This window comes from Pseudomonas sp. IT-196MI5, from assembly GCF_949767415.1.
Taxonomy (GTDB): Bacteria; Pseudomonadota; Gammaproteobacteria; order Pseudomonadales; family Pseudomonadaceae; genus Aquipseudomonas.
In genome coordinates this window covers 139,640-155,048 of record NZ_CATKPZ010000005.1, presented here as the reverse complement: position 1 = coordinate 155,048, position 15,409 = coordinate 139,640, and the positions used below count along the sequence as shown (strand labels likewise).

Genomic DNA, 15,409 nt, shown 5'->3' with positions numbered 1-15,409 from the left:
AGTCATGCGACTAAGCCGTTTATCGTATCCAATATTGAGATCAGCCCAAGGCTGTCCCATAGCTTCTTCGGCAGTGCCTGATTCATATGTGATCCTCCAGAGTTCCACCATGGGCCCAGTCCATTGGACGCTGATTTGCAGGCGCGTGCTTCGCTGATCCCCAGACGTATCAGGTTGCGCGCCCTCGTTGGGCGCTGCTTCCATTGACGCCAAATGACACAGCGAAGTTTACGGCGCATCCAGCCATCCAACTCCTCAAGGGGGCGGTTGCTCTGGCTGAGCTTGAAGTAACCCGCCCAACCACGTAGCACCGGGTTAATCCGCTCAATGACGCTTGCCATCTTGTGGCCCCGCGCTCCGCGCAGCAGTTCTCTGAGCCGGTCGCGCAAGCGATTCAGGCTCATCGTCGCTACTTTCAGCTTCGGCTGTTTATGCAAGCTCATCCCGTAACCCAAATAATCACACGCCCACGGCCGTGCTACTCGGCTCTTTTCCTGATTCAACGTCAGTTTCAGGCGCTGATTCAGGAAGCGCTCAACCTTGACCAGCACTCGCTCGCCAGCACGACGACTGCGCACATAAATGTTGGCGTCGTCGGCATATCCGCATCCAATATCCAGTTCACCTTCTGGCCTTTGAGCGCGACCGTTAAAGCATCCAGCGCATCGTGCTGGCTGCGTCCCGGCCGAAACTCGTACGAGAATCCTAGAAAGTCTTCTTCATGGGGTGCGTTTCGCTGACAACGATGAGCGCCTTGAAGGCTATGTGTCAGCCCCGGTTCGTGCCCAGGCTGTACGCGCAAGCGGATCTGGCAAATCTCTCCCTTCGCAAGGGCGACAAGCGCCTCGAAGGAAGTCGGCGATGCGAGAATGGCTTGTCGATCGGGGTCGACGCTGTCCGCGTAGAGCCAAGCTGCGAGGTCACGGTATATCAAACAAAGAATCAGGCCATGGAAAATGGCATGACCAAAGAAATATGCATTGTAGAGGGCAGCAGTGCATTTAGTTTCGACCACAGCACTGAAGGTGCAATCAAAAACCATATCAACAAATTATGCCAGTGCAGAGTTAGAAACGCTTACATGGAGTCAGCCCACACAGAGTCCCAAATGGGTATGAAGGGCATATCCTACATAAATCTGGTTGGGTTCAAATAGCACCTAACAAACAATGCGTATATGGACTCTCCTCACAAGTAGTGAGTAAAGCTCTTCCAACCCTGTCGTCAGTGCGGTTGCATTCGTGTATTCGGCCTGTAGTGGACGTTACCGCCCCGGCCACTCTGTAGTTCGCGCAGCGGGGCGGACGGTACGTTCCAAAGTCCTTCGCCTTGGAGGCTAAGTGACCCTTAGGATTTCGATGCCCCGGGCCGTCCGGGCCGGGGCCATCCGTTGTGCTCAGAACCAGCAGGAAGCCTTCACGCCGAACTCGCGCACCATGGTCACCGACAGGTCTGGGCACAATTTGAACCTATCTGGCACCGGCCGTTGCCTCGGGGCGATCTCTCAACGTGACCAACCCGTTCCGCACGCCGGCAACCATTACACCGCCAGGCAGGAAATTGATTGACAGCATCGGGCTGTCCAGCCTCTTTCCACTTCCAATAAATATTTCTGAAGCTAGTTTGCCAGTCTGGAAATCGAGGGCACTGAGATAAAATGCGTCCAGCTTGTCTCCAGCGCCCGATTTCATAGTGTATTGATAAACATAACCATCGGCAGTCGAAAGTTTGGGTGGAACCTTTGACGAAACCGAGTAATTCTCCCAGATCGTGTTGCATCCACTGTATCCAGGCCTGACATCGACTCTCGCAAGCCCGGGTTCGGATGCTGCCGGCTCAAAGAACTTCGACCCGTAATTATTTTGAATTACAAGTGACTTTCCGTAACCCACAAATGTATTATCAAGATATCCTCTATCTTCTTTAAACACGGGATGCTCACATACGACCCTGGAGCTGCTTGCCATTGCTGCGCCGTCGGTTTTAAGTACCAGCACCCTCGCAAAGCGATGCGAGTCATCGTTCAAACCGAATGAGATCAACTTACCTTCATCGAACAGCGTCGGAGCGGTCAAATCACCACTTGAGTTGGACTGTCCATATTCATATCGCCAGCGAGTGATAATCTTTCCATCATCATCTATTTCAAAGCGATAAAGTGCCATGGTAGTGAGTACGAACGTCGCATCCGCGTTCAACGCCAGTGCCGTACCTGAAACCTCACCCCCCGGAAGTTTAATACGCTCTATCTTGCCGGTCATTTGGTTGATGTAGCCGACATAGCCATACATCGTGCTAAACCAGAGATTATTTTTCCAGTCAGGATGAACATCTGAAATTGGTTGGCCATCAGGCAAGGCGCTGCTTAGGTCATACTCTTTTTCAAGAGACCATTTGTATTGGTCATTGCTTCCAACAATAGAATATATCTGAACTTTTTGTTCCGGGTTCGCCACGATGGCCCGACCCAGAGCGTCGAGGCCGGTGTACCAGCCCATTCCCGGCTCCAGGAAATTCATTTTCTTGCTGGTCGTGGCGACCTGCGCCGCGACCTTGAAATTGTTCTTGGGATCAAAAAGCACCAACTGGCTCGGATTGCCCAAGCCGACGCACAAGGACGCCAGTTTTTCACCGGGCGTCATGAGCATGGGCGTGCACATCGAAATCTCGTTGCCGAGGCGTGTCGGCACATATGTCGCTATTGGCGCGATCCCGAGAGGCCCCGCATATGGCGTGGTACTGGAATTATACGTATCCCCATGAACCCCGCCGCTCGCGGTTTCATCCATAAGAAATGGATGGTCTGGCATAGGCAGTCTCGGCAGGGGGTGCGGAATCAGCGGGTGGCTTCCAACCAGCGTTGGCACCCTGATTCCGTCTGCCACTTGAAATTCGCGGTTTGCCGATCCGTTGGCCAAGTGGCCAATATCGCCTGCCCCCCCGAGGATCTCCCGAAAGGCGGTCAGCGAGAGGGGCAGCTTATCCGCAACCAGGAACTTTATACCAATACAGGCCAGCACCAGCATCGAAGCTGACAGAAGAATATAGATCTTTTTCCTGGACCAGCGCTCATGGATATTTGTTGGCATGATTGGCAAATTCCGGATTAATCGAGAAGCCGCCATTGTCGAGCGCGCGCAAGCATCACTCATCGTCCAATGGGACTATTCCAAGGCCCGCTCGAGTCGCCTCCGTGGAAGTCTTTCCTGGAGGTGCTCAAAGAGCACCAGTCGGTAGGCGTGGCGGCTAATTCCTCGAACAGCCGCCACGGACTTACTTCAATGGCGCATCAGCCGCCGCTTGTTCACCTCACACCAAAGCTGCGGCGCTCACATTGCCCAGTGTGAACGAACCCTATAATTTGTGAACGTTCTGAAGAAATCCAAGACAACAAAAAAGGGCCCACCTTTCGGTGAGCCCTTCCAGACCGCCCAGCAGAGCGGATTTTGTTTGGTAGGCGCGATTGGACTCGAACCAACGACCCCCACCATGTCAAGGTGGTGCTCTAACCAACTGAGCTACGTGCCTGCTGTGAGGCGGCATTCTACGGAATTCCGTAGGGGTGTCAACACCTTTTTTCGAGCTAACCCTATGAATATGCAAAATATTTAATTTTGCCAGTGCAAAGAAGATTTTCCGGGTGGCTGGCGGGCGATTTTCAACTCGGGTACGATCGGCGCACTCGTAAAATATATTAAACAGAGGCTGCAGGATGGCTAACACCCCCTACCCAGAGTCCTACTACGCCGCATCGGCCAATGCGGTTGCGCCGCGCCCGGCGTTGCAGGATGACGTCGAGACCGATGTCTGTGTGATTGGCGCCGGTTATACGGGGCTGTCCTCTGCCCTGTTTCTGCTGGAGAACGGTTTCAAGGTCACGGTGCTCGAAGCGGCCAAGGTGGGTTTCGGGGCGTCCGGGCGTAATGGTGGGCAGATCGTTAACAGCTATAGCCGCGATATCGATGTCATCGAGCGCACGGTCGGTCCCAGGCAGGCCCAGTTGCTGGGGCAGATGGCGTTCGAGGGTGGGAGAATCATTCGTGAGCGCGTCGCCAGGTACAACATTCAGTGCGACTTGAAAGACGGTGGCGTGTTCGCTGCGATGACCGCCAGGCAGATGGGGCATCTCGAATCCCAGAAGCGTCTGTGGGAGCGATTCGGCCATACACAGCTTGAGTTGATGGATCAACGCCGTATCCGCGAGGTGGTCGCCTGCGATCAGTACGTCGGCGGGATGCTCGACATGAGTGGTGGCCACATCCATCCGCTCAACCTGGCGCTGGGTGAAGCGGCGGCGGTCGAGTCCCTGGGCGGGACGATTTATGAGCAGTCGCCGGCCGTGCGTATTGTGCGCGGCGCCAACCCTGTTGTGCACACACCGCAGGGCAAGGTCCGGGCCAAATTCATCATCGTCGCCGGCAACGCTTATCTGGGCAATCTGGTGCCGGAACTGGCTGCCAAATCGATGCCTTGCGGCACTCAAGTGATTACCACCGAGCCACTGGGCGAAGAACTGGCCAAGACCCTGCTGCCTCAGGATTATTGCGTCGAAGACTGCAACTACTTGCTCGACTACTACCGCCTCAGCGGCGACAAGCGTCTGATCTTCGGCGGCGGCGTGGTGTACGGCGCGCGGGATCCGGCGAACATCGAAGCGATCATTCGACCGAAGATGCTCAAGGCATTCCCGCAGCTCAAGGACGTGAAAATCGATTACGCATGGACGGGCAACTTCCTGCTGACCCTGTCGCGCCTGCCCCAGGTCGGACGCCTGGGCGGCAACATCTACTACTCCCAGGGCTGTAGCGGCCATGGCGTGACCTACACGCACCTGGCGGGCAAGGTCCTGGCCGAAGCGCTGCGCGGCCAGGCCGAACGTTTTGATGCGTTTGCCGACCTGCCCCACTACCCGTTCCCCGGCGGACAAATGCTGCGTACCCCGTTCGCGGCATTGGGTGCGTGGTATTACGGGTTGCGCGACAAGTTCGGGTACTAAGCGACACGCAATACATTGTGGGAGCGAGCTTGCTCGCGATGACGGACTGGCAGGCGACATTGCTGTTGAATGTTCCGGCCTCATCGCGAGCAAGCTCGCTCCCACAATGTTTTTTGGATACCCGCAGATGTTGAGTACACCCGCTCCCACAGGGGTTTTGGGTTAGAGCCGATCCCGTGGGATACCGCTGCGAATCCGCAAAATGTCCGCCAGTACCGCCAGGGCAATCTCGGCTGGCGTCTTGCTGCCCAGGTTCAAGCCGATCGGCGCATGAATCCGCGCCAACTCGGCATCCCCCAGCCCACCAATGCGCCGCAAGCGCTCGAAGCGCTTTTGCGAGGTCTGCCGGGAGCCCATCACGCCAATGTAAAACGCCTCGGTGCGAACAGCCTCCATCATCGCCAGGTCATCAATACGCGGATCGTGGGTCAACGCCACCACCGCCGTGTCGCTGTGACAGCCACCGTCGGCGATGAACAGCGACGGCAGTTGGCGACGAATCTCCACGTTTTCCAGCACGACGCCTTCCAGCACTTCGTCTCGCGGATCACACAGAATCACTTCGAAACCAAGACCCACGGCAAACTCGGCACAGGCCTGAGCCACACTGGAATACCCGGCCAGCAGCAAACGCTGAGCCGCGCCGACGCGCACACGCACCCGGTCGATTTCGCGCTCGATACGCACACCCTGCTCACGATCATCGAACAGGCTGCGCGCACCGCTCTGCAGATCGACTTCGCGGATCAACCGACGCCGGCCCGACAACGCCGACTCCAGCTCGCGCAGATGCGCTTGCACGGCACATTCGGCATCCAGCTTCTCGACCAGCACATCGAGCACCCCGCCACACGGCAGGCTGACGCGCGAACGTGGGTCATCGCCTTCGCCGTAACGAACAACGCTGACCGGCTGCACAAACGCGCCCTCGGCGACCCGCTCGAGAAAGTCTTCCTCGACACAGCCACCGGACAGCGAGCCGATCCACTGCCCATCAGCGTTCACCGCCAGCAGCGAACCCGGTGCACGCGGTGCCGAGCCGTAAGTGGCCAGCACCGTACACAGCCAGATGTGCTGACCGGCGGCCGACCACTCCAGCGCCCGGCGCACCACTTGCAGATCGATATGCTGCATGTCAGTGGGCCTTGTGCTCGAGCGGCGGCGCATCGGCCCGCAGCTTCTGCACGTCGTTCACCGCCAGCTCATTCGGCTGACCGCCCCAACCCTGACGCAGGTAGTTCAGCAGATCCGTGAGTTGCTCGTCGCTCAACTTCCCGGCGAACCCTGGCATCGGCTGCATGCGTTCGAAACCGGAGAACTTCTGTTCACCGATACCGTCGTCGATCACCCGTACCAGGTTGCGCGGATCTTCCAGGCGCAACGTGGTGTTGCCGCGCATGGCCACGGCGATGTGCGGCTTGCCCTCACCGCCCGGCGCATGGCACCCGGCGCAGACATTCAAATATTCCTGACGGCCGCGCTGTGCACTTGGGCTCAGTTTGTCCAACGGCACTTCGGTGTGCACTTTCGCCGCAGGCGGCTGATCGCCGAGCAGGAAAGTCGCCATTGCCGCCAGATCCGGATCGCTGAGGCCCTGGGTGCTGTTGTGGAACACCGGGAACATCTCGTTGAACATCGTGCCCTGGGCGCTCATGCCGTGCTTGAGGAACGAGCTCAGGTCCTGATGATTCCAGCCACGGGCCGCCAGGTCGGTGGCCAGCAGGCTCGGCGCCAGATAGCCATTGAGAATGCCGCCGGTCATGCGTTTGTCCATCTGCATCGCGCCGGGCAGGCCGCGTGGTGTGTGGCACTCGCCGCAGTGACCCAACACGTCGACCATGTACTGGCCGCGCGTCCAGGCTTCGCTTTTGCCTTCAGCCGGTTCCAGTTTCACGTCCTTGCCATACATCATGTTCCAGCCCATCAGGCCCAGGCGCACGTTGAAGGGGAAGCTCAGGCTGGTGACCGGTGCGGCACGCTCGATCGGCTCGACGGTTTTCAGGTAGGCATGAATCGCGTCGGAATCTGCACGCGGGATCAGGTGATAGGAGGTGTAGGGCATCGCCGGATACAGGTTCGCGCCATCGCGGCGCTTGCCTTCGGTCAGCGCGGCGAAGAACTCGTCATCGCTGTACAAGCCGATGCCATGCTCTTTGCTCGGGGTGATGTTGGTGCCGTAGATCGTGCCGAACGGCGAAACGATCGGCAGGCCGCCCGCGTATGGGGCGCCACCCGGTGCGGTGTGGCACGCCCTGCAGTCGGCGGCGCGGGCGAGATACTCGCCTTGCCTGACCTGCGCATCATCCGCGTGAGCCGCCACCACAGGCGCAGCCAGACCGACCGCCAACGCCAGGCGGCTAAGTAGAAGTTTCATGCTTAACCCTCCTTGACCAGGCCGAGATCGGTCAGCACGTTGCGCGTGGCGCTGTAGTAGCGCACATACCCGGTGCAACGGCAGATGTGATGACCGAGGCTGTCCTCGATGACTTTTTCCAACTGGCTTTTGACGATCGGCTGACGCTGCAGCTTTTCCACCAGCACGGTCGCGGCATTGACGAAGCCCGGCGCGCAATAGCTGCACTGGAAGGCGAACTCGTCGACGAAGCGCTGCTGGATCGGGTTCAGCTCGGTGACCTTGCCCTGCTCGTCGCGCGTCGCATGGCCTTCGATGGTCCGAACCTTCTTGCCTTCGAAATAGTGTGCGCCAGTGATGCAGGTGCGCACTTCTTCGCTGGTGCCGTCGGGGTTGTCGACGATCACCACGCAGGCGTGGCAGATGCCCTGGCCGCAGCCCAGGCGCGAACCGGTGAGGTTCTTGTATTCGTGCAGGTAGTCGATCATCGGCAGGTCATCAGGGATGTCCACCGGGCCGACGGATTGACCGTTGAGGGTCAGTTGAAGCGGACGGTTAGCCATTGAGGGCCTCCTTGATGCGTGCAGAAGTGATAGGCAGGTCGCGGACACGTTTACCGATGGCATGGGCCACGGCGTTGCCGATGGCACCGACCACCGGGATCATCACCACCTCGGCGATGCCCTTGGACGGGTCGCTCGGCGACAGTGGCGGCAGGATGTCCGCCGTCTGTTTCCACACCGCGACGTGACGCGCCATCGGCAGGCGGTAACGGTTGAAGTTCCAGTCACCCTCCCCCGGCCCGCCTTCGTACAACGGCATCTCTTCCATCAGCGCATGGCCGATGCCCATGGCGATCCCGCCTTCGAGCTGGCCCCTGACCAGTTCTTCCACCAGCACCCGACCGCACTCGACCCACGAGTGATGATTGAGCACCGACACTTCGTTCGAACCCTTGTTGACCTTCACTTCCACCAGTGTCGCGACCGGGCTGTAGTACGTCACCGCCGCGTTGTTCAACTGGGTCGCCGGGTAGGCAATGCCCTGCCGATCCAGCAGATGGAAACCGGCGCTGTTCATCTGCGCCTTCTTCGCCTTCGGTGCGCCGTCGCCGTACTTCACGGCCAGGCCATCGAGCGGCAAACGCTCACGCACGCCGTCGATGCTGAACTCGGCCTCGGCCCAGCTCCAGCGGTTGAAACCGTGCACGGTGGCGCCGCTCACCAGGCCACGCTCATGAACGCGCTTGGCGAGCATGGCGAATGGCAGTGGCTCCATGCCGTTGGCGGTGAGCTTGCCGTCGACCCAATGGGCGTCTTCGCGGCGCACTACGTAAGGGTTGGCCTGACCGCCGTAAGGGCCTTGGCGCCAGATCTCCAGCGCCGCCGGCCACAGGCCGTGGTTGAACAGCACGCGCGCCGCTTCACGGGTCGCATGGCTGAAGTAATACGCCGAGTTGGTCGCCGACGAAGCCGAAGCGACCTTGCCGACCCAGCGTGGATTGCGCAGGAAATTGTCCTGCTCGGCCTGGCTCATGATGTACGGGTTGCCGCCACTGACCAGCTGCAACTCTTTCCACTCGGTTTCGCCGGTCTTCACTTCGTGCGCCGGGAGACCGAGGAAATCGGCCACGACCATGGCTTGCGAGGTGGACATGCCGGTGCCGATTTCGATACCGATGTGGCGCAGGCTGATGCGACCTTCGGCCGTGAACTCAATGCTGGCCATCGGCGCTTCGGACCCGGTGCCGAAGTCTTTCTGGCAGATGGCGAAACCCACCCCGTACCAGTTGTCCGGGTCCGCAGCTTCGCGTTGTTTCTTGATCGCGTCACGGTTTTTCCAGGTGTCGTGGACCGCCGCCTTGTCGAGAATCTCGTGCAGGCGCAAGGCACCGGCCGGGATCGCGCCCTGGGTGTTTTTCATGCCCGAGCGCAGGGCGTTCTTGCGGCGCAGTTCGATGGCATCGACACCGAGGCGGCCGGCGATTTCATCGACCATCATCTCGGTCGCCGCCATGCTTTGCAGGGTGCCGTAGCCACGCATCGACCCGGCTTCAACGGCGCGGGAGTGATAGGCCGTGACCTGCAGATCGTTTTGCGGCATGTAGTAGATCGACTGTGCGGCCGTGGCGCCCACCGCAGCTACGGACGGGCTGTAGTTGATTCGCCCGCCACCGTCGACGCTCATCTCGGAGCGGAAAATCTTGAAGCTGTAGTCGTTCTTGTCCACCGCCAACTGGTAGCGAATGTCGAACGGGTGACGCTTGATGCCGCTCTGGAACTGCTCGTAGCGGTCGTTGGCCAGGCGTACCGGCACACCGGCGCCGTACAACGCGGCCAGCGCTGCGTAGTAGACGAAAATGTTGTGGTCTTTCGAGCCATAACCGACGGTGTAACCGGGGTGCATGTTCAGGTTGGCCAGGCCGAAACGCGACGGTGCGATCATCTTCGCGGTCTCGGTCGCGGTTTCCAGCGGACACTGGGTGGCGACGACGAAATGCAGGGTCTTGGTCGCCGGATCGTACCAGCCGTTGCCGTTGTCCGGCTCCAGGGCGGCCGGTTCGATCGACGGGGTCTTGTAGCGCTCGTCGAACACCAGCCAGTTGTCCGGCGGTGTATCGATCTGCTGCTTCATTCGTTCGGCGTAGAACAGGCCGCGCTCGGTCAGGTTGCCGTGCAGATTCGGCTGGGCATTCCACACCGGACGGCGATTGCGCAGCATCGGAAACAGGATCGAATCCTTGAGGCTGGCGAACTCGTCTTCGTCCGCCGAGGTCGCGCCGCCAACGCGCACATAGCGGAAGCTGCCGTAAGGGTCGCCTTCGTAGAACGGCACCTGCGCACCGTAACGAATCGCCTTGTCATTGAATTTGAGTTGGTTCTTGGCCTGACGGAAACGCTCGAAGTCGTTCCAGATCAGGATCGCCACCGGGTGACCGATGAACATCGGCACCTTGCCGGCCGGCAACAGCGGATCCGGGGCGTGCTCCTCAGGGAACACGATACCGTCCTTGACCAGATCTTCGGCGGTGACGATGCGGTCGGGCTGCAACCCGGTACCGAGCCATGAAAGGTCCAGACCCGCGTAGATGCGGTCCGCCTTGATGGTTTTGAGCAGCATGGCGTGCCCCTGCTGCTGCGGCCAGCCCGGCATGTCCTTGGCGCGGATGTCGCGGGCAAAGACCTTGCTGCCGCAGACCTTGGACAAGGCATCGTTACGGGCGCGCGCCTTGCCGTTGTTGCCGAGCCACTGCTCGGACGGCACGGTCACACTGTTTTCCATCAAGGCGGCCAGCGCCTGGCTGCTCAATGGCGTGAGCGTCACGCTCACACCCGCTATCAGCCCGCCCTGAAGGAACGAGCGCCGGGATATATCACGGTTGGACATGGATCATCCTCTGGGCGGTCATGGGGTCCGCCCTTCTGGTTATGTTCTGGAAATCTCGAGTCTTGCAGAAGCCCTTTTCGACGATGCAAAGGGCTGTTGTTGACAGTGCAAAGCTGACCGAAAGGTTAAGTTTATAGGCTTATGACCTTACGGAAAACCAAAAACTGACCGACAAATCAAAAAAACGCGACTATTCGACGCAGCACGTTAACAGTAGCCGTGAATCTCGGTAGCGCGAGGTCAGAGGCGCCGCTGAACGACAGCGTCGTCAGCTCCAATCGGCCATTCATGTAAAGAGGCATACAGAGAGGTCCGCCAGGAAAAAGGCGAGAGGAGAAAAACCTGAATTCCAGACACAAAAAACCCCGGTCTTTCGACCAGGGTCTTTGCTATCGACTCGAAGTAAACCAGCGGCTTTCTTCGTAGCTCCAAGGCGTTCAGCGGGCCTCGGGGCAGATATGGCGCAGCGGACGGGACTCGAACCCGCGACCCCCGGCGTGACAGGCCGGTATTCTAACCGACTGAACTACCGCTGCGTATCGCTTTGGACTTGCGTCCAAGTAACTTGTCTGATTGAAAACTCAGTAGCTTTTCAATCTCGAATCAAGCATGCCTGACTCGGAAAATATGGCGCAGCGGACGGGACTCGAACCCGCGACCCCCGGCGTGACAGGCCGGTATTCTAACCGACTGAACTACCGCTGCGCGTCGGTGGAGGCATTTCAGCCTACCTCTTGCTTTCGCAAGTATCTCGGGAGTGGTGGGTGATGACGGGATCGAACCGCCGACATTCTGCTTGTAAGGCAGACGCTCTCCCAGCTGAGCTAATCACCCGTTTGCATCTCCGAGGCCGCGAAATTTACGCAGGTAGCGAACCTAAGTCAATAGCAGGATTGAAGTTTTTCTGAAAAAGACAAAATCATTTCAATCCGGCCAATGTCGGCAACCATCAGTCCGCCATCGCGAGCAAGCTCGCTCCCACAGTTAAAAGCATGCTCTCTCCCTCTGTGGGAGCGAGCTTGCTCGCGATGAGGGCAGCACATTCAACATCAAATGCTGAAGACCGCACCCTGCCCCCATCACTCGCTGTAAATCATCTTCTTGGTCATGCCGCCATCGACCACGAACTCCTGACCGGTGACAAACCCGGCATTTCTCGACAGCAGCCAGGCCACCATCGCCGCGACATCCTCGACCGTCCCTACCCTGCCCGCCGGATGCTGGGCATGATCGGCTTCGGTCAAGGGTTCGGCACGCCGCACCGAAGGATCGCGCGCGTCGATCCAGCCAGGGCTGACGGCATTGACCCGAATCTCCGGGCCAAGGCTGATGGCCAATGCATGCGTCAGGGCCAACAAGCCGCCCTTGCTCGCCGCATAGGCCTCTGTGTCGGGTTCCGACTGCCCGGCGCGGGTCGAGGCCAGATTGACGATGGCACCGCTGTGAGCGCGCAGGTACGGCGCACAGTGTTTGGCCAGCAACATCGGCCCGCTGAGGTTTACCGCCAACACCCGATTCCAGTGAGCCAGATCGAGGCTTTCCAGGGTGATGTTGTGCGGATCGGCAACCGCCGCGTTGCAGACCAGCGCATCCAGGCGCCCGAACTGGCCGAGTACCTCGGCCACGCCAAGTGCGACTTGCCCTTCATTCGAGACATCCATGGTGATGAACCAGGCGTTGTCACCCAGCACCTTCGCCACTTTCGAACCGCGCTCGCGGTCCAGGTCCGTCAACACGACTTGCCAGCCTTCGCTGATCAGCCAGGCCGAGATCCCCAGGCCAATGCCCCGCGCAGCACCGGTCACCAGCGCTACGCGACCATTCGAGCCGGTGGCCGGTGCAGACAACTCGATCACAACGCAGCCAGGCCGCGCGCCAGATCGGCTTGCAGGTCCGCCACGTCTTCCAGACCGACCGCAACGCGGATCAGGCTGTCACGAATGCCTGCCGCTTCACGCTCTTGCGGCGCCAGGCGGCCATGGGAAGTGGTGCTCGGATGGGTGATGGTGGTCTTGCTGTCGCCCAGGTTGGCGGTGATCGAAATCAGGCGCGTCGCATCGATAAAGCGCCAGGCGCCCTCTTTGCCGCCCTTGACCTCAAAACTGACGACCGCACCGAAACCCTTCTGCTGGCGCAGCGCCAGTTCGTGCTGCGGATGGCTCTTGAGGCCGGCGTAATGGACCTTCTCGATGCCTTCCTGCTGCTCCAGCCACTCGGCCAGTTGCTGGGCGTTGGCGCAATGCGCCTTCATCCGCAGGTTCAGGGTTTCCAGGCCCTTGAGGAAAATCCAGGCGTTGAACGGGCTCAGGGTCGGCCCGGCGGTACGCAGGAAGCCGACCACCTCTTTCATCTGCTCGCCACGACCGGCGACCACGCCGCCCATGCAACGACCCTGGCCATCGATGAACTTGGTGGCCGAGTGCACGACGATGTCCGCGCCCATTTTCAGCGGCTGCTGCAAAGCCGGGGTGCAGAAGCAGTTGTCGACCACCAGCATCGCGCCTTTGGCGTGGGCGATTTTCGCCAGTTCGGCGATATCGACCAATTCAGCCAACGGATTGGACGGTGATTCGACGAACAGCAATTTGGTGTTGGCCTTGATCGCCGCGTCCCAACCGGACAAATCGGCCAGGGCCACGTAGTCGACCTCGATGCCGAAGCGCTTGAAGTACTTTTCGAACAGGCTGATGGTCGAACCGAATACGCTGCGCGACACCAGCACGTGATCACCGGCGCTGCACAGGCTCATCACCACCGCCATGATGGCCGCCATGCCGGTGGCGGTGGCCACGGCCTGCTCGGCGCTTTCCAGCGCGGCGATGCGCTCTTCGAACGCGCGTACGGTGGGGTTGGTGTAGCGCGAATAAACGTTGCCCGGCACTTCGCCAGCGAAGCGCGCAGCGGCGTCGGCGGCGGTACGGAATACGTAGCTGGAGGTGAAGAACATCGGATCACCGTGTTCGCCTTCCGGCGTACGGTGCTGACCGGCACGTACGGCCAGGGTATCGAACGCTACACCTTCGAGGTCGCTGTCCAGCCGACCGGCATCCCAATCCTGACTCATGCTGTCACTCCTTGCCCTGCTCTTGATAGATGAAGTTCTTTTTGCCAGATACAAAACCGGCCCCTCAGGGCCGGTAGTAAACTCAGTTGTTGTACAGATCGATGATCGCACTGACTGCCTGCGTCTTGACCTTGGAGGCATCGTTGCGTGCCTGCTCGATCTTGTTCAGGTAAGCCTCGTCGACGTCGCCGGTGACGTACTGGCCGTCGAACACCGCACAATCGAACTTGTCGATCTTGATCTTGCCGCCACCGACCGCTTCGATCAAGTCAGGCAAGTCCTGATAGATCAGCCAGTCAGCGCCGATCAGGTCTGCCACGTCCTGGGTCGAACGGTTATGCGCGATCAGTTCGTGGGCGCTCGGCATGTCGATGCCGTAGACGTTCGGGTAGCGAACCGCTGGCGCTGCGGAGCAGAAGTAGACGTTCTTGGCGCCGGCTTCGCGGGCCATCTGGATGATCTGCTTGCAGGTGGTGCCGCGAACGATGGAGTCGTCCACCAGCATCACGTTCTTGCCGCGGAATTCCAGTTCGATGGCATTGAGCTTCTGGCGCACGGATTTTTTCCGCGCGGCCTGGCCCGGCATGATGAAGGTCCGGCCGATGTAGCGGTTCTTCACGAAGCCTTCGCGGAACTTCACGCCCAAATGGTTCGCCAGCTCCAGGGCCGCAGTGCGGCTGGTGTCCGGGATCGGGATGACCACGTCGATATCGTGATCCGGACGCTCGCGCAGGATCTTCTCGGCCAGTTTCTCGCCCATGCGCAGGCGGGCCTTGTAGACCGAGACGCCGTCGATGATCGAGTCCGGACGCGCCAGGTACACATGTTCGAAAATGCACGGAGTCAACGACGGGTTGGTCGCGCACTGGCGGGTGTGCAGCTTGCCGTCTTCAGTGATGTAGACCGCTTCGCCCGGTGCCAGGTCGCGAATCAGGGTGAAGCCGAGCACGTCCAGGGAAACGCTTTCGGAGGCGATCATGTACTCGACGCCTTCGTCGGTGTGACGCTGGCCGAACACGATCGGACGGATGCCATGCGGGTCGCGGAAACCGACGATGCCGTAGCCGGTCACCATCGCCACGACGGCGTAGCCACCGACACAACGGTTGTGCACGTCAGTCACGGCGGCGAACACGTCTTCTTCGGTCGGCTGCAACTTGCCGCGCTGGGCCAGCTCGTGTGCGAACACGTTGAGCAGCACTTCCGAATCGGAGTTGGTGTTGACGTGGCGCAGGTCAGATTCGTAAATCTCCTTGGCCAGTTGTTCAACGTTGGTCAGGTTACCGTTGTGCGCCAGGGTGATGCCATAAGGCGAGTTGACGTAAAACGGTTGAGCTTCGGCCGAGGTCGAGCTGCCCGCGGTCGGGTAGCGCACATGGCCAATACCCATGTGACCGACCAGGCGCTGCATGTGACGCTGATGGAACACGTCACGTACCAGGCCGTTGTCCTTGCGCAGGAATAACCGGCCATCATGGCTGGTCACGATACCGGCAGCGTCCTGGCCGCGGTGCTGGAGGACGGTTAGCGCGTCATACAGCGCCTGATTGACGTTCGACTTACCGACGATACCGACGATGCCACACATGCGACGCAACCCCTACTTAAT

9 protein-coding genes, 4 tRNA genes and 2 pseudogenes are annotated in these 15,409 nt (G+C 59.8%); 1 reads left to right on the top strand and 14 read right to left on the bottom strand.

The genetic code is table 11. The features are described 5' to 3' along the window. Nucleotides 1-2: 2 nt before the first annotated feature. The 4 genes and pseudogenes from ACM6IK_RS04090 to ACM6IK_RS04075 all read right to left on the bottom strand — a co-directional run. Nucleotides 3-602, bottom strand: a pseudogene (locus tag ACM6IK_RS04090) (group II intron maturase-specific domain-containing protein); the annotation flags it as partial. Beyond that, nucleotides 599-733: pseudogene (locus tag ACM6IK_RS04085) on the bottom strand (group II intron reverse transcriptase/maturase); the annotation flags it as partial. The pseudogenes ACM6IK_RS04090 and ACM6IK_RS04085, both read right to left, overlap by 4 nt. 736 nt (nt 734-1,469) lie before the next feature. Then, nucleotides 1,470-3,089: a hypothetical protein gene (locus ACM6IK_RS04080; protein WP_414873256.1), complete on the bottom strand. Its 1,620-nt coding sequence runs from the start codon at nt 3,087-3,089 to the stop codon at nt 1,470-1,472. A 362-nt stretch (nt 3,090-3,451) separates the two neighbouring features. Continuing rightward, nucleotides 3,452-3,528 (bottom strand) — tRNA-Val (locus ACM6IK_RS04075). A 184-nt stretch (nt 3,529-3,712) separates the two neighbouring features. On the opposite strand from ACM6IK_RS04075, the gene ACM6IK_RS04070 reads away from it, so the two are divergent. Beyond that, complete coding sequence (locus ACM6IK_RS04070) at nt 3,713-4,996, top strand: NAD(P)/FAD-dependent oxidoreductase (RefSeq protein WP_414873255.1); 1,284 nt, start codon at nt 3,713-3,715, stop codon at nt 4,994-4,996. A gap of 162 nt (nt 4,997-5,158) precedes the next feature. On the opposite strand, the gene ACM6IK_RS04065 is transcribed toward ACM6IK_RS04070, so the two are convergent. From ACM6IK_RS04065 to purF, 10 genes are all read right to left on the bottom strand, one after another. Beyond that, nucleotides 5,159-6,130 carry an XdhC family protein gene (locus ACM6IK_RS04065; RefSeq protein ID WP_414873254.1) on the bottom strand — a complete coding sequence of 324 codons (972 nt, stop codon included), beginning with the start codon at nt 6,128-6,130 and terminating at the stop codon, nt 5,159-5,161. 1 nt (nt 6,131) lies between these two features. Then, nucleotides 6,132-7,370 carry a c-type cytochrome gene (locus ACM6IK_RS04060; RefSeq protein ID WP_414873253.1) on the bottom strand — a complete coding sequence of 413 codons (1,239 nt, stop codon included), beginning with the start codon at nt 7,368-7,370 and terminating at the stop codon, nt 6,132-6,134. 2 nt (nt 7,371-7,372) lie between these two features. Next, the gene (locus ACM6IK_RS04055; RefSeq protein ID WP_007982256.1) at nt 7,373-7,912 is read right to left on the bottom strand and encodes a (2Fe-2S)-binding protein; all 540 of its coding nucleotides are present in this window, start codon (nt 7,910-7,912) and stop codon (nt 7,373-7,375) included. Further along, nucleotides 7,905-10,736: a xanthine dehydrogenase family protein molybdopterin-binding subunit gene (locus tag ACM6IK_RS04050; RefSeq protein WP_414873252.1), complete on the bottom strand. Its 2,832-nt coding sequence runs from the start codon at nt 10,734-10,736 to the stop codon at nt 7,905-7,907. Before ACM6IK_RS04050 ends, ACM6IK_RS04055 begins: the two co-directional genes overlap by 8 nt. 459 nt (nt 10,737-11,195) lie before the next feature. Continuing rightward, nucleotides 11,196-11,272 (bottom strand) — tRNA-Asp (locus ACM6IK_RS04045). Between the two features lie 92 nt (nt 11,273-11,364). Next, nucleotides 11,365-11,441 (bottom strand) — tRNA-Asp (locus ACM6IK_RS04040). A gap of 53 nt (nt 11,442-11,494) precedes the next feature. Then, nucleotides 11,495-11,570, bottom strand: a tRNA-Val gene (locus ACM6IK_RS04035). Nucleotides 11,571-11,815: 245 nt separating this feature from the next. Further along, nucleotides 11,816-12,592 carry an SDR family oxidoreductase gene (locus ACM6IK_RS04030; protein ID WP_414873251.1) on the bottom strand — a complete coding sequence of 259 codons (777 nt, stop codon included), beginning with the start codon at nt 12,590-12,592 and terminating at the stop codon, nt 11,816-11,818. Next, the gene (locus tag ACM6IK_RS04025) at nt 12,589-13,800 is read right to left on the bottom strand and encodes an O-succinylhomoserine sulfhydrylase (RefSeq protein WP_414873250.1); all 1,212 of its coding nucleotides are present in this window, start codon (nt 13,798-13,800) and stop codon (nt 12,589-12,591) included. The genes ACM6IK_RS04030 and ACM6IK_RS04025 overlap by 4 nt, the downstream gene beginning before the upstream one ends. Before the next feature lie 82 nt (nt 13,801-13,882). After that, on the bottom strand, nt 13,883-15,388 hold the full coding sequence (purF, locus tag ACM6IK_RS04020) for an amidophosphoribosyltransferase (RefSeq protein ID WP_007935163.1): 1,506 nt from the start codon (nt 15,386-15,388) through the stop codon (nt 13,883-13,885). Between the last annotated feature and the right edge of the window lie 21 nt (nt 15,389-15,409).

Bases quoted from the DNA above. Each gene is read 5' to 3' on its own strand.
- ACM6IK_RS04070 (WP_414873255.1), top strand. From the start codon at position 3,713: ATGGCTAACACCCCCTACCCAGAGTCCTACTACGCCGCATCGGCCAAT.
- ACM6IK_RS04065 (WP_414873254.1), bottom strand. From the start codon at position 6,130: ATGCAGCATATCGATCTGCAAGTGGTGCGCCGGGCGCTGGAGTGGTCG.
- ACM6IK_RS04060 (WP_414873253.1), bottom strand. From the start codon at position 7,370: ATGAAACTTCTACTTAGCCGCCTGGCGTTGGCGGTCGGTCTGGCTGCG.
- purF (WP_007935163.1), bottom strand. From the start codon at position 15,388: ATGTGTGGCATCGTCGGTATCGTCGGTAAGTCGAACGTCAATCAGGCG.
- ACM6IK_RS04025 (WP_414873250.1), bottom strand. From the start codon at position 13,800: ATGAGTCAGGATTGGGATGCCGGTCGGCTGGACAGCGACCTCGAAGGT.
- ACM6IK_RS04055 (WP_007982256.1), bottom strand. From the start codon at position 7,912: ATGGCTAACCGTCCGCTTCAACTGACCCTCAACGGTCAATCCGTCGGC.
- ACM6IK_RS04080 (WP_414873256.1), bottom strand. From the start codon at position 3,089: ATGCCAACAAATATCCATGAGCGCTGGTCCAGGAAAAAGATCTATATT.
- ACM6IK_RS04050 (WP_414873252.1), bottom strand. From the start codon at position 10,736: ATGTCCAACCGTGATATATCCCGGCGCTCGTTCCTTCAGGGCGGGCTG.